Origin of the sequence: Micromonospora sp. (assembly GCF_048594385.1) — a bacterium.
Lineage (GTDB): Bacteria > Actinomycetota > Actinomycetes > Mycobacteriales > Micromonosporaceae > Micromonospora > Micromonospora wenchangensis.
Window position 1 is genome coordinate 22,555 of the sequence record NZ_JBMDWU010000144.1, and the last position, 25,485, is coordinate 48,039.

The 25,485-nt window shown below is 73.6% G+C and carries 19 protein-coding genes; 6 read left to right on the plus strand and 13 right to left on the minus strand.

Translation table 11 applies throughout. The features are described 5' to 3' along the window. Window positions 1–51 precede the first annotated feature (51 nt). The 7 genes from obgE to ACOJTC_RS07170 form a co-directional block, all read right to left on the minus strand. The gene (gene obgE / locus ACOJTC_RS07140; RefSeq protein WP_204926270.1) at window positions 52–1,524 is read right to left on the minus strand and encodes a GTPase ObgE; all 1,473 of its coding nucleotides are present in this window, start codon (window positions 1,522–1,524) and stop codon (window positions 52–54) included. A 156-nt stretch (window positions 1,525–1,680) separates the two neighbouring features. Next, a complete protein-coding gene (gene rpmA / locus ACOJTC_RS07145; protein ID WP_088647594.1) occupies window positions 1,681–1,932 on the minus strand; it encodes a 50S ribosomal protein L27 in 252 nt (83 codons plus the stop codon). An 11-nt stretch (window positions 1,933–1,943) separates the two neighbouring features. After that, window positions 1,944–2,258, minus strand: coding sequence for a 50S ribosomal protein L21 (rplU, locus tag ACOJTC_RS07150; RefSeq protein WP_067312477.1), 315 nt, complete (start codon window positions 2,256–2,258; stop codon window positions 1,944–1,946). Between the two features lie 180 nt (window positions 2,259–2,438). Further along, window positions 2,439–2,933 carry a hypothetical protein gene (locus ACOJTC_RS07155; RefSeq protein WP_204926269.1) on the minus strand — a complete coding sequence of 165 codons (495 nt, stop codon included), beginning with the start codon at window positions 2,931–2,933 and terminating at the stop codon, window positions 2,439–2,441. 141 nt (window positions 2,934–3,074) lie between these two features. After that, a complete protein-coding gene (locus tag ACOJTC_RS07160) occupies window positions 3,075–6,218 on the minus strand; it encodes an Rne/Rng family ribonuclease (RefSeq protein WP_420116242.1) in 3,144 nt (1,047 codons plus the stop codon). A gap of 131 nt (window positions 6,219–6,349) precedes the next feature. Further along, entirely contained in the window at window positions 6,350–7,069 is a 720-nt protein-coding gene (locus tag ACOJTC_RS07165) for a TIGR03936 family radical SAM-associated protein (protein ID WP_357932223.1), read from the minus strand. Between the two features lie 178 nt (window positions 7,070–7,247). After that, window positions 7,248–9,278, minus strand: coding sequence for a TIGR03960 family B12-binding radical SAM protein (locus ACOJTC_RS07170; RefSeq protein ID WP_420116243.1), 2,031 nt, complete (start codon window positions 9,276–9,278; stop codon window positions 7,248–7,250). 207 nt (window positions 9,279–9,485) lie between these two features. Here ACOJTC_RS07170 and ACOJTC_RS07175 point away from each other — a divergent pair, with 207 nt between their 5' ends. Next, window positions 9,486–11,525 (plus strand): hypothetical protein, encoded by a 2,040-nt coding sequence (locus tag ACOJTC_RS07175; protein ID WP_420116244.1) that lies wholly within the window; start codon window positions 9,486–9,488, stop codon window positions 11,523–11,525. 109 nt (window positions 11,526–11,634) lie between these two features. Here the strand turns inward: ACOJTC_RS07175 and ACOJTC_RS07180 are convergent, their stop codons facing one another. Together ACOJTC_RS07180 and ileS are read right to left on the minus strand one after the other, a co-directional pair. Beyond that, window positions 11,635–12,345 carry a lysophospholipid acyltransferase family protein gene (locus tag ACOJTC_RS07180; protein ID WP_204926266.1) on the minus strand — a complete coding sequence of 237 codons (711 nt, stop codon included), beginning with the start codon at window positions 12,343–12,345 and terminating at the stop codon, window positions 11,635–11,637. A gap of 77 nt (window positions 12,346–12,422) precedes the next feature. Continuing rightward, the gene (gene ileS, locus ACOJTC_RS07185) at window positions 12,423–15,569 is read right to left on the minus strand and encodes an isoleucine--tRNA ligase (protein WP_420116245.1); all 3,147 of its coding nucleotides are present in this window, start codon (window positions 15,567–15,569) and stop codon (window positions 12,423–12,425) included. Window positions 15,570–15,888: 319 nt separating this feature from the next. On the opposite strand from ileS, the gene ACOJTC_RS07190 reads away from it, so the two are divergent. From ACOJTC_RS07190 to ACOJTC_RS07200, 3 genes are read left to right on the plus strand one after another with little or no spacing between them, the layout of a single operon-like run. Further along, complete coding sequence (locus ACOJTC_RS07190; RefSeq protein WP_420116246.1) at window positions 15,889–16,899, plus strand: ABC transporter ATP-binding protein; 1,011 nt, start codon at window positions 15,889–15,891, stop codon at window positions 16,897–16,899. Further along, window positions 16,896–17,666 (plus strand): ABC transporter permease, encoded by a 771-nt coding sequence (locus ACOJTC_RS07195; protein WP_420116247.1) that lies wholly within the window; start codon window positions 16,896–16,898, stop codon window positions 17,664–17,666. Before ACOJTC_RS07190 ends, ACOJTC_RS07195 begins: the two co-directional genes overlap by 4 nt. A gap of 10 nt (window positions 17,667–17,676) precedes the next feature. After that, a complete protein-coding gene (locus tag ACOJTC_RS07200) occupies window positions 17,677–18,465 on the plus strand; it encodes an ABC transporter permease (protein WP_420116248.1) in 789 nt (262 codons plus the stop codon). A gap of 16 nt (window positions 18,466–18,481) precedes the next feature. Here the strand turns inward: ACOJTC_RS07200 and ACOJTC_RS07205 are convergent, their stop codons facing one another. Further along, window positions 18,482–19,264: an alpha/beta fold hydrolase gene (locus ACOJTC_RS07205; RefSeq protein WP_420116249.1), complete on the minus strand. Its 783-nt coding sequence runs from the start codon at window positions 19,262–19,264 to the stop codon at window positions 18,482–18,484. Window positions 19,265–19,387: 123 nt separating this feature from the next. Here ACOJTC_RS07205 and ACOJTC_RS07210 point away from each other — a divergent pair, with 123 nt between their 5' ends. Then, a complete protein-coding gene (locus tag ACOJTC_RS07210; RefSeq protein WP_420116250.1) occupies window positions 19,388–21,850 on the plus strand; it encodes a glycogen debranching N-terminal domain-containing protein in 2,463 nt (820 codons plus the stop codon). Between the two features lie 42 nt (window positions 21,851–21,892). Here ACOJTC_RS07210 and ndk read toward each other — a convergent pair whose 3' ends face one another. After that, window positions 21,893–22,318, minus strand: a complete 426-nt coding sequence (gene ndk / locus ACOJTC_RS07215; protein WP_204926261.1) for a nucleoside-diphosphate kinase — start codon at window positions 22,316–22,318, stop codon at window positions 21,893–21,895. 141 nt (window positions 22,319–22,459) lie between these two features. On the opposite strand from ndk, the gene ACOJTC_RS07220 reads away from it, so the two are divergent. Beyond that, entirely contained in the window at window positions 22,460–23,899 is a 1,440-nt protein-coding gene (locus ACOJTC_RS07220; protein WP_420116251.1) for a VOC family protein, read from the plus strand. 6 nt (window positions 23,900–23,905) lie between these two features. Here ACOJTC_RS07220 and ACOJTC_RS07225 read toward each other — a convergent pair whose 3' ends face one another. Next, window positions 23,906–24,232: a DUF4233 domain-containing protein gene (locus ACOJTC_RS07225; protein ID WP_204926467.1), complete on the minus strand. Its 327-nt coding sequence runs from the start codon at window positions 24,230–24,232 to the stop codon at window positions 23,906–23,908. Between the two features lie 221 nt (window positions 24,233–24,453). Next, window positions 24,454–25,485 (minus strand): bifunctional folylpolyglutamate synthase/dihydrofolate synthase (locus ACOJTC_RS07230; protein ID WP_420116252.1); only part of this gene is annotated, 1,032 nt, incomplete at its 5' end.

A 25,485-nucleotide genomic window follows, 5' to 3' on the forward strand; every position in this document is an offset into this window, starting at 1 on the left:
TCCGTTTCACGAAGGTTTCCAGGAAACGACCCGGACCCGACCGGTACCGGGCTATTCCTCGTCCCCGTCGCCGTCCTCGTCGTCATCCGCCGGTTCCGGGGCCGGGTCCAGCTCGTCCTCCGGGCGCTGCCGACGCGCCTTGCGGGCGGCCAACCGCTCGGCCGCCGCGGGACGCGTCGACTTCTCCTCCAGCCGGACGTCGGTACCCCGGTTGCCGGGGATGAAGTCGACGCCCGCGTACAGGGTCGGCTGCCAGTCGAACTCCCGCTCACCGATGCGGACCAGGTCCCCGGGGTTGGCGCCGGCCTTGGCCAGCTTCTCCTCCACGCCCAGCCGGGCCAGCCGGTCGGCGAGGAAACCGACCGCCTCGTCGTTGTCGAAGTTCGTCTGCCGGACCCAGCGTTCGGGTCGTACGCCCCGCACGGTGAACGAGCCGTCGGCCTGCGCCTCGATGGTGAACCCGGCGTCGTCGACCGCCTTCGGCCGGATCACGACCCGGGTCGGCTCGGCCGGCGGGGCGGCCCGGCGGGCCTGGTCCACCAGCTCCGCCATCGCGTACGTCAGCTCCTTGAGCCCTTCCCGGGTCGCCGCGGAGACGTCGAACACCCGGAACCCGCGCGCCTGCAGGTCGGGACGGACGATATCGGCGAGGTCCTGCCCGTCCGGCACGTCGACCTTGTTCAGCGCCACCAGTCGGGGCCGGTCGGCCAGCCCGCCGTACTCGGCCAGCTCCGCCTCGATGGTGTCGATGTCGGCCAGCGGGTCCCGCCCCGGTTCCAGGGTCGCCGTGTCGACCACGTGCACGAGCACGGCGCACCGCTCGACGTGGCGCAGGAACTCCAGGCCCAGACCCTTGCCGGTGGCCGCCCCGGGGATCAGCCCCGGCACGTCGGCGACGGTGAACGTGTGGTTGTCCACCCGGACCACGCCCAGGTTGGGCACCAGGGTGGTGAACGGGTAGTCGGCGATCTTCGGCTTGGCGGCGGAGATCACCGAGATCAGCGACGACTTGCCCGCCGACGGGAAACCCACCAGGCCGACGTCGGCGACGCTCTTGAGTTCCAGCACCACGTCGAGCCGGTCGCCGGGCTCGCCCAACTCGGCGAAGCCGGGGGCCTTGCGTCGGGCGTTGGCCAGCGAGGCGTTGCCCCGGCCGCCGCGCCCGCCCCGGGCCGCCTCGAAGGTGGTGCCCGCGCCGACCAGGTCGGCCAGCACCGTGCCGTCGAGGGTCTGCACGACGGTGCCGTTCGGCACCTTGATCAGCAGGTCGTGGCCGTTGGCGCCGTCCCGGTTCGAGCCCGCGCCCCCCTTGCCGTTGTCGGCCTTCAGGTGCGGGCGGAAGTGGAAGTCCAGCAGGGTGGTGACCTGCGGGTCGACCACCAGCGAGACGCTGCCGCCGTGCCCGCCGTTACCCCCGTCCGGGCCGCCGAAGGGCTTGAACTTCTCCCGGTGGATGGAGACACAGCCGTGCCCGCCGTCGCCGGCCTGCATGTGCAGGACGACCCGGTCAACGAACGTCGTCACGACGCCAATCCTTCCAGCGGGGTCCGGCCCCGCACCTGAAAAGCACCCCCGGGCCCCGCCGCGACGGCGGCGGGCACCCGGCGGTGGGAGCAACCCCCACCTGAAACGGCGAAGCGGGCCGGGACCCCCAGGTCCGCGGCCCGCTTCGCCTGCGTGTTACTGCGGCACGATGCTGACGGTCTTGCGACCCCGCTTGGTGCCGAACAGGACCGAACCGGCGGCCAGCGCGAAGAGCGTGTCGTCGCCACCGCGGCCGACCAGGTCACCGGGGTGGAACTTGGTGCCACGCTGACGGATGAGGATCTCACCCGCGCTGACGACCTGACCACCGAAGCGCTTCACGCCGAGTCGCTGGGCCGCGGAGTCACGACCGTTACGCGAGCTGGACGCACCCTTTTTGTGAGCCATTGTCCGACGACCTACTTCCCGCTGGAGATGCCGGTCACCTTGACCTGGGTCAGCGGCTGGCGGTGACCCTGGCGCTTGTGGTAGCCGGTCTTGTTCTTGAACTTGTGGATCCGGATCTTCGGGCCCTTGGTGTGCGCGGCGATCTCGCCGGACACCGCGACCTTGGCAAGCTTCGCCGCGTCGGTCACCAGGTCGTCACCGTCGACGAGGAGCACCGCGGTGAGCTTCACCGCGTCACCGGGGGCACCGGTGAGCTTCTCGACCTCGATCACGTCGCCCTCGGCGACCTTGTACTGCTTGCCGCCGGTCTTGACGATCGCGTACATCGGAGGCGGACTCCCTGTCGTTGAGGCTGCTGGCGGTCGTTCCCATGGCAACTCGCCGGGTAGCTGTGACACCGGCAGCGCGGGCACGCGGGAACTCGGCACACCAAAGTGCGCCGCAGGAAAGAGTACGCCATCACCCGCCCGCCGCCCAAACCGACCCCCCGCCGGCCGGGCCCGCGGTCAGCGGGCGCAGAGCTGGTCCAGCCGCTGCTGGAGCCGGTCCAGCTCGGTCTCGTCGATCGAGTCGACGTCGGTACCGAGCCGGCCGATCTCGGTGGCCAGGTCGGTGAGCAGGGTCTTCAGCTGCGGATCGGTGGCCCGGCCGGACTGCTGCCGCAGCGCCGTCCGCCAGGTGGTCAGCGCCGTCTCCGCCCGCTTGCGGGCGGTCTCCGCCGCCGCGCTGTCGTTCGCGCCGACCGCCGCGATCATCTTGCCCAGTTCCTCGACGTAGGTGCGCACCGCCGTGGTCGACGCCGCCTCGGCGTCGGCGCAGACCTGCGGCCCGTTGCCGCCGGCCGGGGAGCCGCTCACCGCCGCCGACGGGACCACGGAGGCGGGGGTGGCGGCACCGGACGGCCGGCCGGAGGCCGTCGGCGCGTCGGCCCGGTCACCGGAACAGCCGACGCCGGCCAGCAGGACGGCGGTCACCACGAGGGCGGCGGGCAGGCGGCGCATGGTCTTCTCCTAGCCGGGGGTGACCGATGGTATCGCCGTACCCACGGCACGGCGGGACCCCTCCCACCGGCGGTACGCCGGGGAAGGGGCCCACTGCCGTCAGGTACGGCTCAGCCGGTCACGGCCGGGTACGGCAACAGGTCACGGCCGGGTACGGCGACGGGCACCGCCCCGGCGGGAGCGCCGCCGGCCCGTGCCGGCCTCCCCGTCGTCGTCGCCCTCGGAGTCGGAGTCGCCCAGCGCGTCCGGGTCGTCCGCCCCGGCGAGCCGGGCCGACTCGCCGGTCTGAGCGTCGGCCGCGGCCGGGGCGGCCGGGGTCTGCGACTCGTACCGGGACAGGTCGTAGCCCATGGTGTCGTGGTAGCCGTTGTCGGCCGCCGGGGCGGCGACCTCGACCTCGGGGGTCTCGGTGGTCTCCACCACGGTCCGCTCCACCGTCGCCGCCTTGCGGGCGCGCCGCCGTGCAGAGGGGGTGGTGGCGGTGGCCGTCGGCTCGGCCGCCGGGGTGGTCACCGCCGAGGCGACGGCCTTGACCCGTTCGCCCGCGCCGCCACCGGTACGCGGCTTCTCCGGCACCGGCTCGGTGTGGATCACCAGGCCCCGACCCTTGCAGCACTCGCAGGGCTCGCTGAACGCCTCCAGCAGACCGGCCCCGATCCGCTTACGGGTCATCTGCACCAGACCGAGCGAGGTGATCTCGGTCACCTGGTGCTTGGTGCGGTCCCGGCCCAGGCACTCGGTGAGCCGGCGCAGCACCAGTTCCCGGTTGGACTCCAGCACCATGTCGATGAAGTCGATCACCACGATGCCGCCGATGTCACGCAGCCGCAGCTGGCGGACGATCTCCTCGGCCGCCTCCAGGTTGTTGCGGGTGACCGTCTCCTCCAGGTTGCCCCCGGAGCCGGTGTACTTGCCGGTGTTGACGTCGATGACGGTCATCGCCTCGGTGCGGTCGATCACCAGCGAGCCGCCGGAGGGCAGGAAGACCTTCCGGTCCAACCCCTTGATGATCTGCTCGTCGATGCGGTACTCGGCGAACACGTCGGCGGTGCCGACGTACCGGCGTACCCGGTCGACCAGGTCCGGCGAGACGTGCGACAGGTACGACTCGACCATGCCGTACGACTGCTCGCCCTCGATGACCAGCTCGCGGAAGTCCTCGTTGAACAGGTCCCGGACCACCCGGATGACCAGGTCGGGCTCCTCGTAGAGCAGCACCGGGGCACCACCGGCGGTCGCCTTGGCCTGGATGTCCTCCCACTGGGCCTGCAACCGCTTGACGTCCCGGGCCAGCTCGTCCTCGCTGGCGCCCTCGGCGGCGGTCCGCACGATCACGCCCGCGCCGTCGGGAACCAGCTTCTTGAGCACGTCCCGCAGCCGCTTGCGCTCGGTGTCGGGCAGCTTGCGGCTGATCCCGGAGGCGTTGCCGTTGGGCACGTAGACCAGGTGCCGGCCGGAGAGCGCGACGTGGCTGGTCAGCCGGGCACCCTTGTGCCCGATCGGGTCCTTGGTGACCTGGACCAGCACCGAGTCCCCGGAGCGCAGCGCCTGCTCGATCGAGCGGGAGCGCCCCTCCAGGCCGGTGCTGTCCCAGTTGACCTCACCGGCGTACAGGACGGCGTTACGTCCCCGCCCGACGTCGACGAAGGCCGCCTCCATGCTGGGCAGGACGTTCTGCACCTTGCCCAGGTAGACGTTGCCGGCCATGGTGCCCGACGAGTTACGGGTGACGTAGTGCTCGACCAGGACGCCGTCCTCCAGGACCGCGATCTGGGTACGGTCGCCCCGCTGGCGCACCGCCATCACCCGGTCGACCGCCTCCCGGCGGGCCAGGAACTCCGACTCGCTCAGGATCGGCGGGCGGGTCCGGCGCTGCTCCCGACCGTCCCGGCGGCGCTGACGCTTGGCCTCCAGCCGGGTCGAACCGGAGACGCCCTGCACCTCGTCGACGGCCTTGCGGGGCTCCCGGATCGTGACCACCGTGGGCACGCCGTCGTCGGCGCCACCCTCGACGTCACCGGCACCCCGACGGCGACGCCGCCGACGACGACGGGTCAGCCCGTCCCCGTCGCCCTCGTCCTCGGCGGCGTCGCCCTCACCCACGGCCTCGGCCTGGGCCGGTTCCTCGGTCGCGTCCGCGGCGGTGTCGTCCGCCCCGCCCGTGCCCCGGCCCCGTCCGCGGCGGCCCCGGCGGCGACGGCGACGCGCGGCGGCCGACTCGTCGTCGTCCTCGTCCTCGTCGTCGACGCCCTCCTCGGCCTCGCCGGTGGGCTCCTCCGCGACGACCTCGACCGGCTCGACGGCCTCCACCGGCTCGGCCTCACGGCGGCCACGGCGACGCCGCCGCCCCGTCTCGACCGGTTCCTCGACGGGCTCCTCGGCGACCGGGCCGGGCTCGACCACCCGGAAGGTGGGCGGCTCCTCCGGCAGCGGGGCCATGAACAGGACGGTCGGCGCGGCGATCGCGGCCCGCCGCCGGCGGGTACGCGGCTGCGGCTCGGCCGGCTCCGCCGGCTCGTCGGCGGCCGGCACGGCGACGCCCGGCGACACCTCCCCGGTCGGCGCGCCGGCGGCCGGCGACGTCGACCCGGCGGCCGGCCGGTCGGACGCGGGCTCCTGCGCCACGGGCTCCGCGACCACGGCCTGGTCGGCCGTGGGCTCCTCGGCCTCGTCGGCGACGGTCGGCTCGGCCGGGGCAGCCGCCTCCACGGCGGGCTCCTCCTCGGGAGAATCACTCTGAGCTGCGGAAACCTCACCCACCGACGCCTGGCCGGTCACCACCTCGGCGGCCGGCGGAGACGCCGGGGCCTCGACGGGCGGCTCGGTCGCCGCCGGGGCGACGGCCTTCTTCCGCCGGGTCCGGGTCACCTTCACCGGCGGCACCAGTTCCGCGCTGCCCTCCTCGACCCCGTCGACGACCACCGGCCCCTCGGCGGCCTTGGCCGGGGTGGCCTTGCGACGGCGGCGGGTGGTCTTCGGCGCGGAGTCCAGCTCACCGGCGACCGGGACGATCACCTCGGCCTGCTGTGACTCGTCGGTGGCCGACGGGGCGCTGCCGGACGCCTCGGCGGGCGCTCCCCCGGTCAGTTCCGGCTGGCTCAGCGGCGCGACCCGTCGCCGGGTGGCCCGCCGCCGGGTCGGTGCCGCCGTGCCGTCCGTGGACGCCGCAGCGCCCTCCGGTGGCGTGGCGGCGGCTCCCGCGCCGGCGCCGATGGTGCTGTCGGCGGTGTCCCCGGCCGGCTGGGAACCGGTCCGTTCGCCGCCCTCGGGCTCGTTCTCGAGCATGGACGTTCTCCAGTTCTGGCGGCCCCGGGCGCGGGTGAGCGCTGCCACGCAGGATCGCCGCAAAAGTGTTTCCGCCGGGCGCGCGACGTGCGCGACCGCCGAAGTCTGCCTGCCAGAACGCCGACCGACGGTCAGCGTTCTCCGATGGCTGCCCCGCCGCGATCCGCGTCCAACGGATCCACGATCGCGCCCTGCGCGGTCAACACGCCCTGCGCCAGCCGGATCACCCTCGGGGAGACCGGCGGCTCCAGGGCGGCCACCACGCGGAGGCCGGAAAGGACGTCATCGGGTCGTACGGACGGGGTGACCTGCCGTACGACCAGTTCGAGTATCGCACATGACGGCTCCGCTGCCCCGGAAGGCGTCTGCACCGGGGGCAACACATCGATGCGGGTCACCGCGTTCCGCGCGTCGAACGTCCGCCGGCCCTGCTTGGTCATCCGCTCGACCTGCACCTCCTCGGCGGCCACGAAGGCGGCGACCGCCCGTTGCGCCACCGCCTGGTCGACCCCGGGCAGCTCGATGCGCCAGTACGACGCCTCGATCCGCTCCGCCAGGCTGCCCCCGGTCGCGACCACCACGTCCAGCACGTCGAGGCCGGGCGAGAGCGCCGCGTCGAGGGCCACCCGTAGCTGCTCCGGGTCCACCGCCGCCTGGAGGCCGACCTCCAGGTACTCCGCCTCGCTGGCCACGCCGGTGGGGGCGGCGCTGGCGTAGGAGATCTTCGGGTGCGGGGTGAAGCCCTGGGAGAAGGCCACCGGCACGGCGGCCCGGCGCAGGGCGCGCTCGAAGGCGCGGGCGAAGTCCCGGTGGGAGGTGAACCGCAACGGCCCGCGCTTGGCGTACCGGATGCGGACACGCTGGACGACGGGCGCCTGCCCGCCCTCCGGCTGTGGTTTCCTGCTGATCGTCGTACTCCTCGGTCTGGTCACCGGTCCCCGTGGCGCGGGCTGCCGGTGACGATAGCCGCACACCCGCCGCAACGGGACGGGCGGCCCGCCGTGGCGCGCCGACCCGTCCCGTCGCCTGTCACTGCTGGGCGCCGGTGGGCACCTTCAACGCGGTCACCGGGGTGAGCGGTAGGAGCTTGCGGCCGGTGGGCCCGATCTGGATCTCGGTGTCCATCGACGGGCAGACGCCGCAGTCGAAGCACGGGGTCCACCGGCAGTCGTCCTGTTCGTACTCGCCCAGCGAGTCCTGCCAGTCCTGCCAGAGCCAGTCCTTGTCCAGGCCCGAGTCGAGGTGGTCCCAGGGGAGCACCTCCAGTTCGTCGCGCTCGCGGGTGGTGTACCAGTCCAGGTCGACACCGAAGCCCGGCAGCACCGCCGCGGCGGCGTCCACCCAGCGCTGGTACGAGAAGTGCTCGCTCCAGCCGTCGAACCGGCCACCGTTGCGCCACACCTCGTGGATCACCGCGCCGACCCGGCGGTCACCCCGGCTGAGCAGGCCCTCGATCAGCGACGGCTCACCGTCGTGGTAGCGGAAACCGATGGCCCGGCCGAGCGACCGGTCCGCGTTGATGGCCTGCTTGAGCAGCTTGAGCCGACCGTCGATGACCTCGGGCCGCTCCATCGACGCCCACTGGAACGGGGTGTGCGGCTTGGGCACGAACCCGCCGATCGAGACGGTGCAGCGGATGTCCTTGGAGCCGGTGGCCGCCCGCCCGGCCCGGATCACCTCGTGCGCCATGTCGGCGATCTCCAGGACGTCGGCGTCGGTCTCGGTGGGCAGGCCGCACATGAAGTACAGCTTCACCTGCCGCCAGCCGTTGGTGTACGCGGTGACCACCGTACGGATCAGGTCGTCCTTCGACACCATCTTGTTGATGACCTTGCGGATCCGCTCCGACCCGCCCTCCGGGGCGAAGGTCAGCCCGGTACGCCGGCCGTTGCGGGACAGCTCCTGCGCCAGGTCGATGTTGAACGCGTCCACCCGGGTCGACGGCAGCGACAGCGACACGTTGGTGCCGGCGTACTGCTCGGCCAGGCCGGAGCACATGTCGCCGATCTCGGAGTGGTCGGCCGACGACAGCGACAGCAGCCCCACCTCGTGGAAGCCGGAGAACTCCAGCCCCTGCTGCACCATCTGCCCCACGGTGGTGATCGACCGCTCCCGCACCGGACGGGTGATCATGCCGGCCTGGCAGAACCGGCAGCCCCGGGTGCAGCCCCGGAAGATCTCCACCGCGTACCGCTCGTGCACCGTCTCGGCCAGCGGCACCAGCGGCTTCTTCGGGTACGGCCAGGCGTCCAGGTCCATCGTCGTGCGCTTGTGCACCCGGAACGGCACGTCCGGGCGGTTCGGCACCACCCGCTGGATCCGGCCGTCGGGCAGGTAGTCCACGTCGTAGAAGCGCGGCACGTAGACGCTCTCGGTGCGGGCCAGCCGCAGCAGCAGCTCGTCCCGGCCGCCCGGGGAGCCCTCCGCCTTCCACTCCCGGACGATCGTGGTGATCTCCAGGACCGCCTCCTCGCCGTCGCCGAGCACGGCGGCGTCGAGGAAGTCGGCGATCGGCTCCGGGTTGAACGCGGCGTGCCCGCCGGCCACGATCACCGGGTCGGCGTCGGTGCGGTCGGCCGCCAGCATCGGAATGCCGGCCAGGTCGATCGCGGTGAGCAGGTTGGTGTAGCCCAGCTCGGTGGAGAACGAGACCCCGAACACGTCGAACCGGCGCACCGAGCGGTGCGCGTCGACGGTGAACTGCGGCACGTCGTGCTCGCGCATCAGCCGTTCCAGGTCCGGCCAGACCGCGTACGTCCGCTCGGCCAGCACGTCGGGCAGCTCGTTGAGCACCTCGTAGAGGATCTGCACGCCCTGGTTGGGTAGCCCCACCTCGTACGCGTCGGGGTACATCAGCGCCCACCGTACGGTCGCGGCGTCCCAGTCCTTGACCACCGCGCCCAGCTCGCCACCGACGTACTGGATGGGCTTGGTCACCTGGGGCAGCAGCGCCTCCAGCCGGGGCCACACCGACAACGTGGCGTCGTGGTGCGGCGACGCGACCGCCGCGTCGTCGGTCGGGGCCGCGGCGGGGCGCGGGGTCGTGGACGGAGCACTCATGGAGCCCAAGGGTACGCGTCCACCGGCGGACGGCTCGCCGCACCGCCGACCTGCCCGCTCCCGTCAGCCGTCCCACCGTCACCGGTCGGCCGGCCGACGGGGACCGCACCGGCGGGCCCCGGGCCGGCTGTGCGAGGCTTCCCGGTCGGCGGGGGCCGAGGGCGGCCGATTGGTCGAGGTGGCGGCCCGGTACTAACCTCGCAACCGGTGCGAGAGGAGATTGCCGCGATGCCGGAGCCGCAGCCGGGAGCAGACCGGCCGGCCGACGGGGACGACCCCGTCCCGGGTCGGCAGCAGGATCCGGTGGTCGCCACCGGTCCGGCCGACCTCCCCGTACCGCCGCCCAGCAACCCCACCGACCCGGCCGGGGCGGCCGCCGCACCCGCTCCGGGTCCGCCGGCCGCCCCTGCCGGTCCGGCCGGGGCCGCCACCGCCCCCGCAGAGCCGGTCGCCGTCCCCACCGCACCGGGGCCCGCCCTGTCGCCGCCGGCCGGCAACTCCCCCGGGCCCGACACGGAGTCGGAACCACCGCCGGCCCCCGACACCTCACCGCGGCCCGCCGACCCGACCGCGCAGGACGACCCGGCCGACCAGCACGACAAGGTTCCGCAGGGCGACCCGACCGCGCAGGGCGACCCGGTCACGGAGGGCGACCCCACCGCGCAGGGCGGCACGGTCACGGAGGACGACCCCACCGCGCAGGGTGACACGGCGACGCAGGGCGGCCCGCCGGAGCCGACCAGCCCAGCGGGTCAGGTCAGCCCGGTCGCGTCCGCCGATCCGGTGGAGTCGGCGGGGCCGGCGCGGGGGGTCGCGCCTGGCCCGGTCACCCCGGCCCGGGGGTCGGCCGCCGTTCCGGGCCGGATCACCCCGCCCGGCGCACCGCACCGGCCCGACGCCACCCGGGTTGAGCAGCCCGACGCCGGGTGGCCGGAGCAGCGTCCCGACCCCACGCGGATCGAGCGGCATCCCGACGACACGCCGGTGGCGCAGCGTCCCGACGCCACCCGCGTGGAGCAGCGGCCGGACGCCACCCGGGTCGAGCACCCGGGCGGGCAGCGTCCCGACCAGACGCTGGAGGAGCCCGCGGTACCCCGGTGGAGCGGGTCCGCCGCCGTGCCCCCACCGCCGCCGCGTCGCCCCGCGTGGGGTGAGTCGGTCCAGTTCGTGCCGCTTCCGCCACCTCCACCGCCCCCGCCGGAGCTGCCCGAACACCGCACGCCGGTCGACCCGTGGGCGGGTGTCGACACCGGTGGCTGGGACGTACACCATCCGGAGCCGGTGCCGCTGCCGTACGCGCCACCGCCGACCCACCCCTACCCGGCGGCCGTCGACCAGCCGCCACCCGCCGCCGCGGCGGTCCCGCCCCACCAGCACACCCCCACCCCGCCGCACCAGCACACGCCGACCCCGCCACGCCAGCACAGCCCGGCGGCGCCGTACCAGTCGGCGGCACCCGCCCGACCGGGCACGCCCTCGCCCACCCCGCCGGACCCCGTCCCCCCCGGGCCCCCCCCGCGGCCGGCGCCCCTGCCGCCGGCGCGCCCGGTGTCGCCGCCCCCGGCCCGCCCGGCGTCACCGCCACCGCAGCCGCCGCCCACGCCGCCCCGCCCGCCGAAGCAGCGGCGGGTCCGCCCGCAGCCGCCCGCCCCGCCGCCGCAGCCACCGCCCAACCGGCCACCCAAGGGGTACGTCCGCCGCAAGCGGCGACGCTGGCCCTGGGTGCTGCTGCTCAGCCTGGTCTGCTGCTGCGGCTGCCCCGCCTGGTTCGGCAAGCCGGCCTGGCAGCAGTACCCGGCCGACGCCGCCCTGCCCGCTCAGGTGGCCGACCTGACCCTGCGGTCGGACTCCGGCAGCGAGGTCGACAAGCTCAAGACCGAGGTGCGCAAGGCGAACCTGCTCGCCGAGGACGTCTACGCCGGGGTCTACAGCACCTCCGACGGCAAACGGGTGATCGTCTTCGGTGACACCGGCTTCCGGCTCCGGCCGGAGTCCGACGCGGACGACGCGATGGTGCGGCTGACCGACACCTTCAAGCTGGATACCCCCCAACCTGTCGACAGCGGCGTGCGGGGCCGGTACGAACGCTGCGCCACCGGCTCGTCCGACGGCACCGACGTGGTGGTCTGCACCTCGGTGGACCACGGCAGCAGCGCCACGGGTGTGTTCACCCGGCTCTCGGTGGACGACAGCGCCCGACTGCTCGCCACCATGCGCGCCCAGATCGTCATCCCGAAGCAGGGCTGAGCCCGGCCACCGTACGGAGGCCGGGCTGGTCCTGCGGTCAGCCCCGCAGGTGGGTCAGGCGGCGGTGCCGGTCACACCGGCCCGCGCCGGTCGGGTGCGGGCGCGGCGGTCAGGCCGGGGCGCTGCCGGCGGTGGGCGTACCGCCCGAGGTGGGTTCGGCGCGGCGGGGGGCGTACCGGGGGACGTACTCCTGGCCGGTGAGCTTCTGGATCTCGGCCATCAGCTCGTCGGTCATCTCCCGCAGCGAGGTGCGGTCGTCGGAGCGGCCGGTGAAGTCCAGCGGCTTGCCGAACCGGATGACGATCTTCGCCTTGCCGGGGCGGGGAATCCGGGTGCCGATCGGCTGGACCTTGTCGGTGCCGGTCACCCCGACCGGGATCACCGGCACCCCGGCCGCCACCGCCAGCCGGGCGGTGCCGGTCCGTCCCCGGTAGAGCCGGCCGTCGGGCGACCGGGTCCCCTCGGGATAGACGGCGACCAGGTCACCGCCGCGCAGCGCGGGGATGGCCGCGTCAAACGCGGACAGCGCGGCCCGGCCACCGGCCCGCTCGACCGGGATGGCCCCCAGGCCGGTGAGCACGAACTTGGACAGCGCGCCCTTCGGGCCGGTGCCGGTGAAGTACTCCGACTTGGCCCAGAAGGCGAGGTGCCGGGGAACGACGGTGCCGAGCAGCAACTCGTCGGCGACGGAGAGGTGGTTGCCCGCGAAGATCGCGCCGCCGCTCGCCGGAATGTGCTCCAGCCCCTCCACGACCGGGCGGAACGCGAGCCGCATCGCGGGTCCCACGGTGAGCTTGCCGATGGTGTAGAGCAGCGGCACGGGTCCTCCGGCGGTCGTACGGTGAAACAGGCGGTGTCACGGTAGCGGACGGACGCCCGTAGGACCCACCGACGTCCTCACACCGGGCGGACGGTCACCGTCACCCGCTCGCCGTCGCCGACCTCACCGGCGAAGCCGTCGACGCCGTCGGCGAAGTCCACCGTGTCGGCGAGCACCTCCCGGGCCACGAACCCGGTGTACGCCGATACCGCCGCCCGCACCTGCTCGGAGGCCGACACCGACACCACGATCCGGTCGGAGATGTCCAGGTCGGCGTCCCGGCGGGCCTGCTGCACGACCCGGACCACGTCCCGGGCCAGCCCCTCGGCGGCCAACTCCGGGGTGACCTCGGTGTCGAGCACCACCACACCCTCACCACCGGGCAGCGGCGCGGAGTGCTCGGCGTCGGCGGCGACCAGGCGCAGCTCGTACTCGCCCTCGGCGAGGGTGACCCCGGCGGCGACGGGGGCACCGTCGCGCAGCTCCCACTCCCCCGCCTTGACCGCCCTGATCACCTGCTGCACCTGCTTGCCGACGCGGGGGCCGAGCGCCCGGGGCACCACCGTCAGCACCTGCTGGCAGTAGCTGGCGACCTCCGCCGAGAACGCCACCTCCTTGACGTTGACCTCGTCGGCGACCAGGTCGGCGAACGGCCGGAGCTGGTCGGCGACCGGCGAGGCCACGGTCAGCTTCGGCAGCGGCAGCCGGACCCGCAGCCCCTTGGCCTTGCGCAGCGACAGCGCCGCCGAGCAGACGTCCCGGGTGGCGTCCATCGCCGCGACCAGGTCGTGGTCGGCGGGCAGGTCCTGCGCCGACGGCCAGTCGGTCAGGTGCACCGACCGCTCGCCGGTGAGCCCGCGCCAGATCTCCTCGGCGGTCAGCGGGGCCAGCGGCGCCACCACCCGGCAGAGCGTCTCCAGCACCGTCCACAGCGTGTCGAACGCGTCGGCGTCACCCGACCAGAACCGGTCCCGGGAGCGACGCACGTACCAGTTGGTCAGCGCGTCCAGGTAGGACCGGACGGTGCCGCACGCCCCGGAGATGTCGTACGCGTCCATCTGCGCGCCGACGGTCTCCACCAGTTCCCGGGTCTTGGCCAGCACGTACCTGTCGAGCAGGTGCGTCGAGTCGGTCCGGCGCCGGGCGGTGTGCCCGGCGGCGTTGGCGTAGAGCGAGAAGAAGTACCAGACGTTCCACAGCGGCAGCAGCACCTGCCGGACGGCGTCGCGGATCGCCGGTTCGGTGACCGCCATGTCGCCGCCGCGCAGCACCGGCGAGGACATCAGCATCCAGCGCATCGCGTCCGAGCCGTACGCGTCGAAGACGTGGTAGACGTCCGGGTAGTTGCGCAGGCTCTTGGACATCTTGCGCCCGTCGGAGCCGAGCAGGATGCCGTGGCTGAGGCAGTTGCGGAACGCCGGCCTGTCGAACAGCGCGGTGGCCAGCACGTGCATGGTGTAGAACCAGCCCCGGGTCTGCCCGATGTACTCGACGATGAAGTCGCCCGGGTAGTGGTGCTCGAACCAGTCCGCGTTCTCGAACGGGTAGTGCACCTGGGCGAACGGCATCGAACCGGACTCGAACCAGCAGTCCAGCACCTCCGGCACCCGGCGCATCATCGACCGGCCGGTCGGGTCGTCCGGGTTGGGGCGGACCAGGTCGTCGACGGCCGGCCGGTGCAGGTCGGTCAGGCGTACGCCGAAGTCCCGTTCGATCTCGGCCAGCGAACCGTAGACGTCCACCCGGGGATAGGTGGGGTCGTCGGACTTCCAGGCCGGGATCGGCGAGCCCCAGAACCGGTTGCGGCTGATCGACCAGTCCCGGGCGTTGGCCAGCCACTTGCCGAACGAGCCGTCCTTGATGTGCCCGGGTGTCCAGTTGATCTGCTGGTTCAGCTCGACCATCCGGTCCCGGAACTGCGTCACCGCGACGAACCACGACGACACCGCCTTGTAGACCAGCGGGGTGTCGCAGCGCCAGCAGTGCGGGTAGGAGTGGGTGTAGGTGTCCTGCCGCAGCACCACCCCCCGCTCCTTCAGCTCCCGGATCACCGGTTTGTTGACGTCGAAGACCTGCTCACCGGAGTACGGCGGGACCAACGCGGTGAACCGGGTGTGGTCGTCCACGGTGACGATCGTGGGGATGCCGGCGGCGTTGCAGACGTTCTGGTCGTCCTCACCGAAGGCCGGGGCGAGGTGCACGATCCCGGTGCCGTCCTCGGTGGTGACGAAGTCCGCGCCGAGCACCTGGTAGGCGTTCTCGCCGGCCTGCTCGACGAGGAAGTCGTAGAGCGGGGTGTACCGCCGTCCGACCAGGTCCCGGCCGTACACGGTGCCGACCTGCTGGTAGCCCTCCAGCTCCTTGGCGTACGCGCCGAGCCGGGCCGCGCCGACGACGAACCGTTCCCCGTCGCGGTCGAGCACCGCGTACTCGATGTCGGGGCCGACGGCGAGCGCGAGGTTGGACGGCAGGGTCCACGGCGTGGTGGTCCAGACGCCCAGCCTGACCGGCCCACGCAGCAGCTCCGGGGCGGACTCGTCGGCGGTCAGCCCGAACCACACGGTCAGCGTCGGGTCGTGCCGGTCGCGGTAGACGTCGTCCATCCGGGTCTCGGTGTTCGACAGCGGCGTCTCGCACCGCCAGCAGTACGCCAGCACCCGGAAGCCCTCGTAGACCAGGCCCTTGTCGTGCAGGGTCTTGAAGGCCCACATGACGCTTTCCATGTAGTCCAGGTCGAGGGTCTTGTAGTCGTTGGTGAAGTCGACCCAGCGGGCCTGCCGGGTGACGTACCGCTCCCAGTCCTGGGTGAACTCCAGCACCGAGGAGCGGCACGCGTCGTTGAACCGGGCCACCCCGAGGTCGAGGATCTCCGCCTTGCTGGTGATGCCGAGCTGCTTCTCGGCCACCACCTCGGCGGGCAGGCCGTGGCAGTCCCAGCCGAAGCGCCGCTCGACGTGCCGGCCGCGCATGGTCTGGTAGCGCGGCACCACGTCCTTGACGTACCCGGTGAACAGGTGTCCGTAGTGCGGCAGGCCGTTGGCGAACGGCGGGCCGTCGTAGAAGACGTACTCGTTCTTGCCGTCGTCGCCGGCCGGCCGGGCCGTCACCGACGCCTCGAAGGTCTGGTCGGTGCGCCAGTGCTCCAGGACGCGGCGCTCGACGTCGGGCAGGTCCGGGCTCGCCGGGACGCCGGCGGCGGTCGGGTCGTGCAGCGGATAGCCCATCGGGGGTCGCTCTCCTCTGGCAGCTCACTCAGTCGTGGTCTGCGAGGACGAGCCCTGTCCGGTACGCCGTCGTCGACGCCCCGGGCCGGGCCCGCGGTACCACCCCGCTTGACGGTCAGGATCGACCGCCCGCTCGTTGGCCGGCTGTGACGGGCCGCCCCGTCCGGTTCTAGTCGGGCCCGCCGGGCCCTTTCTTCCGGAGGCTCACCGGTGATGGCCGGGTCGTCGCCTGTACCGGCAAGGATACTCGACCTGTCCGGGTCGCCGCCGCCGAGTAACGGGGGTGCGGGCGGCCGGGCCGGCCCATAGATTCGCGGCCATGGGTGAGCACGCGATCGAGGCGGCCGGGCTGCACCGCAGCTACCGCAGCCGGACCGGATGGTTACGACCACAGCGCCGGGAGGTGCACGCCGTCGCCGGGGTGGACCTCGCGGTCGGCCACGGTGAGCTGTTCGGCCTGCTCGGCCCGAACGGCGCCGGCAAGACCACCACCATCAAGCTGCTCAACACCCTGCTCGTCCCGACGGCGGGCACGGCGAGGATCTGCGGCTTCGACGTGGTCCGGCACACCCGGGAGGTGCGCCGTCGCATCGGGTACGTCTTCGGCGGCGACCGGGGGCTCTACGACCGGCTCTCCGCCCGGGACAACCTGCGCTACTTCGCCGAGCTGTACGGCGTGCCGGGCCGGGAGCAGAAGCGCCGGATCGCCGAACTGTTCGAGCTGGTCCGGTTGACCGGCCGGGAGGACGACCGGGTCGAGGGCTACTCCCGGGGGATGCGCCAGCGGCTGCACATCGCCCGGGGGCTGCTGCACCGGCCCCGGGTGCTGTTCCTCGACGAGCCGTCGATCGGGGTCGACCCGGTGGCCGCCCGGGAGCTGCGACAGACCGTCGCCGACCTGGCCGCCACCGGCACCACCGTGCTGCTGACCACGCACTACATGGCCGAGGCCGACGAGTTGTGCGGCCGGATGGCGGTGATCGCGGGCGGCCGGATCCAGGCCCTCGGCACCCCCGCCGAGCTGCGCCACCACGCCGACGGCCGGCGGGTGCTGGAGGTGGAGGCGTACGGGGTGACCGACGGGCAGTTGGCCGCGATCCGGGCCCGGCCGGGCGTCCGCGAGGTGAGCCTGGCGGTGCACGGGGCGGCGCAGGTCCTCGGGGTGCAGTCCGACGCGGGGGTGGACGTGCAGGCCGACGTGCTGCGGGAGCTGGACGGGGTACGGCTGGGCCGGGTGACCGCCCGACAGCCCACCCTGGAGGACGCGTACGTGGCGATCGTCAACCGGGCGGCGGCGCCGACGCCGGTGGCCGGGCCGGTGCCGGCGTGAACACCGTGCGGATGATCGCGGTCGGTGCGCTGCTGCACGTCAAGCAGCTCAGCCGTTCTCCGTTCGAGATCGCCATCGCGTTGATCGTCCCGGTGGTGCAGGCGACCCTGGCGGTCTACCTGTTCCGGGCCGGCGGTGAGCCGGACCGGCTACTGGAGGCGGCGGTCGGCGCGGGCCTGATGGGGGTCTGGTCGACGGTGCTGTTCGGCTCCGGCGGGGCGATCCAGAACCAGCGCTGGCAGGGCACCCTGGAGATGATCATGTTGGCGCCCCGGTCGCCGGCGTTGGTGCTGCTGCCGGTCACCCTGGCAACCGGCATCACCGGCACGTACGCGATGCTCGCCACGCTGGCCTGGGGCCGGCTGCTGTACGGCATCCCGCTCGACTTCGCCCACCCGGTGGCCTTCCCGGTGGCCGTCGCCGGCTGCATCGCCGGGCTGGGCATGTTCGGGCTGCTGCTGGCGTCCTGCTTCGTGCTGCTGCGGCACGCCAACGCGCTGGCGAACATGCTGGAGTACCCGATCTGGTTGGTCTCCGGGATGCTCGTGCCGGTCACCGCGCTGCCCGGCTGGACCGGGCCGGTCGCCGCGGTGCTGCCGACCACCTGGGGTGCCCGCGCGGTGCACGAGGCCGCGTCCGGCGGGCCGGTCTGGCCGGCGCTGGCCGTCTGCCTGGCGATCAGCCTGACCTGCCTGGCCGCCGGCTGGGCCCTGATGACGTACGTCGAGCGCCGGGCCCGGGTCACCGCGACCCTGGCCCTGGCCTGAGGAGGCACCGGTGGGCGCGCTGCTGCGGCTGGTCGGGGTGGGCGGGGTCATCGCCTACCGGGCCCTGTTCAACTGGACCACCCCGTCGATCTTCGTGGGCACCCTGCTGGTGGGCCCGCTGTTCCAACTCTTCTTCTTCGCCTACCTGGGGCGGGAGTTCGGGGTCGCCGACGACCGGTTCTACGTCGTCGGCAACGCGGTGCTCACCGCCGCGCTGGCCTGCGTCTACGGCGGCACCATGGCGGTGGCCAACGAGCGGCGTTTCGGCACCCTGGGGCACGTGCTGCTCTCCCCGCGCAGCCGCACCGCCATCTTCCTCGGCCGGGTGCTGCCGTACGCCGGCAACGGCCTGCTGATCGCGGCGAGCACGCTCACCGTGGCCGCGCTCCTGCTCGGCCTGCGGGTCCCGGCCACCGCCCTGCCCGGCCTGCTGCTGGCACTGGCCACCGCCGCGCTGGCCTGCGGTTTCTTCGGGCTGACCCTGGGCGCGCTGGGGTTGCGCTTCCGGGACGTCTTCCTGATCTCGAACGTGGCGGTGGCGCTGCTGCTGTTGTTCACCGGCGTCAACGTGCCGGCCGACAGCCTGCCGGCGGGCATCCGTGCGGTCGGCGCGGTGCTGCCGATCACCCACGCCGCCGACGCGGCCCGGCGGCTGGCCGGCGGCGCCCCGCTCGGCGACGTCCTGCCGGCGATCGGCCTCGAACTGGCCGTCGGGGTCGGCTACGCCGTGCTGGCCGCCGGTCTGTTGACGATCTTCGAGGCGGAGTCCCGTCGCCGCGCCTCGCTGGACACCCTCTGAGGCGGTGCGGGCGACGCTAGTCGGTGACCTCCAGGTAGCGGTCGACCATCGCGTCGACCTGCGCCGGCACCTGGAGCTGCACGAAGTGCCCGGAACCCACGGTCTGCCCGATGAACGCCTGCGGGGCGAGTTCGGCCAGCCGGGCGTAGTCGGCGAACGGGGCGTTGCTGCCCACGAAGAGCAGCGGGCGGTCCCAGCGGCGCAGGGCGGCCACGTCCTGCTCGGCCGCGATCCAGTCGGCCAGCCCGGCGATCGGCGCGTACGCCACCTCGGTCGACGGGCGGGCGGTGGCCGCCACCACCCGCTCCACCAGGCGCGGGTCGGAGTACGGCGGGAAGTACGACCTGACGATCGACTCCCGGACCGCGCCCGAGGTGTCCTCCCGCAGCGACGCCGCCACCTGGGCGATCGCGGCGGCGGAACCGGGTGCCCCGGCCACCGCGGAGTCGAGCAGTCCCAGCCCGGCGAACCGGTCCCGGTCCCCGGCGGCGGCCTGCAGTGACCAGACCCCGCCCAGGCTGTGCCCGATCACGAAGACCCGGCGCAGGTCGAGCGCGGCGACGAAGGCCCGCAGGTGACCGGCCATCGCGGTGACCCCGTAGCCGTCGGCCGGGGGCGGGCTGGCCCCGTGGCCCGGCATGTCGACGGCGATCACCCGGTCCTGGCGGGTGGCCAGGTGCCGGGCCAGGGGTGCCATGAAGTCGTGGTCGCAGCACCAGCCGTGCACCAGCAGGAAGGTGCCGCGCCTGCCGTGCCCGTACGTCCAGTACCGCATCCCGGCGGCAGTCTGCCCGTCCATCGTCGAACCCTCCCCGGCGTTTTCGCAGGTAGTGGCGTTCTTCCACTTAAGCGCGCCCCGCCGGTCCGGGCACGGCGTATTGTTCCTTTTGGCACACCTGGACCTTTTTCGGGTGGCGCAGCGGTGGAACGGGAGCGGGCCGTGGACGGGCGGATCGACGAGTTCTTCGCCGCCCTGGTCGCCGACGGCCGGGGCCGGTTGCCCGTCGCCCCCAGCGGACTACTCCGGTTCGACGTCGTCGCCGAGGGCGGCGAGACCGCCACCTGGTTCGTCCGGCTCGACGGCGCACAGATCCGGGTCGCACGCACCGGCAAACACCCCGACTGCACGGTCGAGGTCCGACCCGAGGCGTTCGTCCGGCTGCTGGCCGGCCGGGACAACATGGTGTCGATGCTGCTGCGCGGCGACGCCTCGGTCGCCGGCGACCTGGCGCTGCTGTTCACCTTCCGGCGGCTGCTCCCGGTCGCCGCCGACAGCGTCGGCACCGAACCCGCCGCCGAACTGGTCCCGCACACCGCCTCCGGTGTCATCGGGCTGCACGAGGTCACCAGCGTCTTCGCCGGCAACATGTTCATGATCAGCGAGAAGAACGGGGACGTGCGGGCCACCCCGACCTCCCCGCTCGGGCTCTTCTCCTTCGACACCCGGTTCCTGTCCACCTGGGCGCTGACCATCAACACCGAGTCCCTCTCGGTGCTCTCCGTCGACGACGTCGCCACCTACGAGGCGAAGTTCGGACTGGTCCCCGGCGAACCCACCCACTACGTCAACGCCACCACCTCCGTGCTGCGGCACCGCTGGGTCGGTCCGGAGTACGAGGAGGAGATCACCCTGTTCAACTACGCGCCGGAACCGGTGCGCTACGTCGTCCGGCTCGACGCGGGCGCGGACTTCGCCGAGGTGCTGGAGGTCCGCGACGGCTTCCGCCGGGCCCGGCCGGTGACCGTCACCATCGCCGACGACGCGCTACGGCTGCACTACAAGCGGGCCGGCCTGCACCGGGAAACCGTGATCACTTCCAGCACGCCGGCCGCGCTCGACGAGCACGGCCTGACCTGGACGTTCACCGTCGACCCCCACGGCACCTGGTCCACCCGGCTGCGGGTGCTCGCCCTCCTGCGCGACCTGCACCGCCGTGACCTGCGGGAACGGCTGACCAGTTCGGTGGGGCGCAGCCAGCACCAGCGGGGCCGGGACATCAGCGCCCGCACCGCCGGGGTACCCCGGCTGCGCGCCGACCACAAACCCCTGCAGCAGGCGTACGAGTACGGCGTGCGGGACCTGGCCGCGCTGCACTACCCCGGGCTGAACTTCCAGACCGCGCTGCCCGCCACCGGGCTGCCCTGGTCGATGGCGCTGCTCGGCCGGGAGAGCCTGGTCAGCAGCTTCCAGGCGCTGCCGTTCATGCCCGAACGGGCGGTCAACACGCTGCGCATCCTGGCGCTGAGCCAGGGCGTCCGGCAGGACCCGTTCCGCGGCGAACAACCCGGCAAGATCGTCCAGGAGAGCCGGTACGGCGACTCCGGCGCGTTCAACGACACCCCGGAGTCGGCCAGCTTCAGCGCCGCCGACACCACGGCCGCCTTCGTCATCCTGCTCGACGAGTACGAACGCTGGACCGGCGACGCGGAACTGGTACGCCGGTTCGAGTTCGAGATCCGGGCCGCCATCGGCTGGCTCGACCACGACGCGGACCGGGCCGACAGCGGCTACGTCTGGTCCACCCGACGCCCGACCCGCACCGGACCGCAGAACGAGAGCTGGCGCAACTCCGCCGACGCGATCTGCTTCGCCGACGGCCGACCGGCCACCTACCCCCTGGCGATCTGCGAGATCCAGGGGTACGCCTTCGAGGCCCGCCGCCGGGCCGCCCGGATGGCCCGCCGGTTCTGGGACGATCCCGCCTGGGCCGACCAGCTCGACCGCGACGCCGCCCGGCTGCGGGACCGGTTCGACCGGGACTTCTGGCTGCCCGACCAGGGCCACTACGCGGTGGCGGTGCAGCTCGACGGCGTCCCGCTGGACTCCCTCACGTCCAACATGGGGCAGCTGCTGTGCACCGGCATCGTCGCCCCGCACCGCGCCGAGCAGTTGGTGGCGCACCTGATGTCCCCGGCGCTGTACTCCGGCTGGGGCATCCGCACCCTGGCCAGCACGGCAGCCGACTACAACCCGCTGGGCCACCACACCGGCGCGGTCTGGCCCTGGGAGAACTCGCTGATCGCCTGGGGGCTGCGCCGGGCCGGGTTCCGGGCGCAGGCCGCCCGGGTCGCCACCGGGCTGCTCGACGCCGCCCGGCACTTCCAGGGCCGGCTGCCGGCGTACCTCACCGGCTACGACCGGGCCACCACCCACGTCCCCGTCCCGCACGGCTTCACCGACAGCCCGTACGCGCCGTCGGCCGGAGCGCCCCTGATGCTGCTGCGCGTGCTGCTCGGGCTGGAACCGTACGAGGACCATCTCGCCGTCGACGCCGCGGTCCCCGAGGAACTGGGCCAGATCGAGCTGCTCGACATCAGGGGCCGCTGGGGGTACGCCGACGCGCTCGGCCGGGGTCGCCCGTTCCGCGACCGCCCGGCCACCTGACGCGGCTCCGCGCCCCTGGGCCGCCGGCAGGGTGTCCCGGGGTCAGCCCAGGGCGGGGAACCAGAGCGCGATCTCGCGCTTGGCGCTGTCGGTGGAGTCCGAGGCGTGCACCAGGTTCTCCCGGTTGGACAGCGACAGGTCACCCCGGATCGTGCCGGCGGCGGCCTTACGCCCGTCGGTGCTGCCGATCATCGCCCGGACCACCTCGATCACCTGGTCGCCGGAGAGCACCAGCGACACCAGGGGCCCGCTGGTCATGAACGTCTTCAGCGGCGGGTAGAACGGCTTGTCCACGTGCTCGGCGTAGTGCTGGTCGGCGAACCCGCCGTCGAGCGTCCGGATCTCCAGCGCGTCGATCCGCAGGCCCTTGCGCTCGAAACGGGAGATGATCTCGCCGACCAGGCCACGACGCACCGCGTCGGGCTTGATCAGTACGAGGGTGCGCTCATCCGGGCTGCTGCTGGACACGCTGGGTTCCTCCTGTGCGCACAAGGCGGTTCGGCTGGGTACGGTCAGCCTAGCGACCCGGTACCGGCACCGGCGCGGCGGCTGCTCTTTCCCTCGGTCGCCGCGCGGCCTAGCCTGGCTCTGACCCCTGGGAGGTCCACTGTGGCGAATGGCGGGAACCGCACCATCGCGCCGGTACGCAAGCTGATCGCCGCGGTGCTCGGCACCGTGGCGGCCTTCGTCGTCCTGTTCGGGCTGGGCATGACCAGCTGGGCCATCGTCGCGCTCGGCGTGGCCCTGGTCGTGCTCGCCGTCGCCCTGGGCACCGTACGCGGCGGCGGACGCACCTGGGTGGTCGGCGTCGGGCACGTGCACAGCGCTTCCGAACCCCCCACCCAGTACTCCTTCGGCCGGTGCGAGCTCCAGTTGGTGATCGACGCGCCGGGCCTGCCGCCCCGGTCCAAGAAGATCATCGAGCCTCGGGTGCCGGTGGCGAAGTGGCCGTCGCTGGGGCAGACCCTGCCGATCCGGGTGGCCCTGGACGACCAGCGGCACGTCCGCGTCCTGTGGGACGAGGTGCCGACCCACACCGAGGCCGCCGCGGGCGTGACCGACCTGCCCCCGGAGTACGCCGACGCCGAGCCGCTCGACGACCTGCTGATCCAGCAGGAGGCCCCGCCGTGGGCGGGCCGCACGGCCGACGACGACTTCCACGACGAGTTCCGGGACGACCTGCGCGACCCGCCGCCCGCCGACCCGGTCCGGGCCGATCCGCTGCGTCCGGAGCCGCCGCACCCGGACCCGGTCCGGTCCGAGCCGCTGCGCGACGACGTGGAGGTGCTGACCGACGAGCGGGAGCGGGTGGTGGTGCACCAGCGGCCGGGCGGCCCGGTGGTGCTGGAGGGCACCCTGGTCGAGCAGCCGGCGACCGGCCAACTCCCCCGCCGAGCCACCGCCCCCACCGCCGCCGCTTCGACCGCCGCCGCGTCCACTGCCGCCACCGGCCCTGCCGGCACCACCCCCACCGGTGCCGCCGCCGGCCCGGCCACCGCTGCGCCCGCCCCCCGGCCGCCCGCCGAGGAACGGTTCGACGCGCCGATCCTCGACCCGGTCGACGTACCGCTGGACGGGCCCACCACCGGTGACGGCCGGCTCGACCCCGACCTGGACGAGGCGATCTTCGGGTACGACCCGGCTGCCGCGACCGCCGGGGGCGACGACGCGGCCGGCCCGATCAGCGGCGTCGGGCTGACCCTGCTGGTCACCGACCTGTCCCGCTCGCTGGACTTCTACCGGGACCTCGGCTTCGAGGAGTTCGACCGGGGCACCGGCAACGCGGTGCTCGCCTCCGGGCAGACCCGGCTGGTGCTGCGCGAGGTGACCGGGGCCGCCCCGATCAGCCGCCGGCTGGTCCACGTCAACCTGGAGGTGGACGACATCGAGGCGGCGTACCGGCGGCTCAAGGACACCGGCGTCCGGTTCACCTACGCGCCCCGGGTGGTCAACCGGGGCACCAAACTGGAGGTGTGGGCCGCTGCCTTCCGGGACCCGGACGGGCACGGCATCGCGCTGACCCAGTGGCGGGAACGCGCCGAGGCGTGACCCCGCTCAGCCGAGGATGACCCGCCGCACGTGCAACGCGTACGCCCAGACCAGGGCGAAGATGACCCCGAGCCCGAACAGCGACCAGTGCAGCAGGCCGGCGAGCAGCAGCAGCCCCTGCAACACGGTGCCCGCCGACCAGGCCCACGGGCGTCGCATCAGGCCGGCCAGCAGCACCGCCGCCACGGCCAGCGCCACCGTGGCCGCGATCGCCGCCCCGCCGAAGTGCCCGCCGACCAGCCGGATCGGCTGGATGGCCAGCAGCAGCACCAGCGCTTCCAGGCCGAGCGTCCCGGCCCCGAGACCCCGGACGGCCGCCTCGGGGTTACGCAGCCCCGAACGCCGCCCGGCCGGGCCGGTGCCCTCGGCCGGGCCGGTGTGGTCGGACGTTGCGCTGCCCGCGGCCGGGCCGGTGACCTGCGCCGGGCCGGTGCCTGCGGTCGGGGCGGTGCGGTCGGGTGTTCCGGCGCTTCCGGCCGGGCCGGCGCTTCGGGCCGGCTCCGGGGGGTCGGCAGGGCGGCGGTCCGGGTGCGGGCGGCCCGGGGTCGGGCCGGTCATCGCTTCAGCAGCCGTCGGGCGTCGGCCACCGTCACCACCGAGCCGGTGACCAGCACCCCCACCCCGGCCAACTCGCCGGGCACGTCGTACTCGGCCTCGGCGACGGCCGCCTCGATGGCATCCGGCATCGAGTCGGCCACCTGGACCCGGTCCGGCCCGAAGACCTCCCGGGCCAGCTCGGCCAGCTCCTCGGCCGGCATCGCCCGGGGCGAGGAGTTGCTGGTGACGACGAGCGAGTCGAGCACCGGTTCCAGCAGCTCCAGCAGGCCGGCGGCGTCCTTGTCGCCGAGCACGGCGAGCACCCCGACCAGCTTGCTGAACGCGAACTCCTCCTGCAGCGCGGTGACCGTGGCGGCCATCCCGTGCGGATTGTGCGCCCCGTCGAGGAGCACCGTCGGGGCGTTGCGCACCTTCTCCAGCCGGCCCGGGGAACTGGTCGCGGCGAAACCCTCCCGGACGGCCCCGACGTCGAGCTGCCGCTTCGCCCCGGCCCCGAGGAACGCCTCGACGGCGGCCAGCGCCACCGCCGCGTTCTGCGCCTGGTGCGCCCCGTGCAGCGGGAGGAACACCTCGTCGTACACCCCGCCGAGGCCCTGGAGTGTCAGCACCTGGCCGCCGACGGCCACCGCCCGGCGCAGCACCCCGAACTCCGCGCCCTCCCGGGCGACCGTGGCACCGACCTCGGCGCACCGTTCCAGGATCGGCCGGGCCGCCTCCTCCTCCTGCGCGGCGGCGATGACCGTCGCCCCGGAGTGGATGATGCCGGCCTTGTGCAGGGCGATGTCCTCCAGGGTGTCACCGAGCCACTCGGTGTGGTCCAACCCGATCGGGGTGAGCACCGCCACCCCGGCCTGGAGCACGTTGGTGGCGTCCTCGGCACCGCCCAGCCCCACCTCCACCACCGCCACGTCGACAGGCGCGTCGGCGAACGTGGCGAACGCCAACGCGGTGGTCAGGTCGAAGAAGGTGAGCGGCTCGGCCGACCCCTGGTCGACCAGGACCGCCAGCGGCTTAACCACGCGGGACGT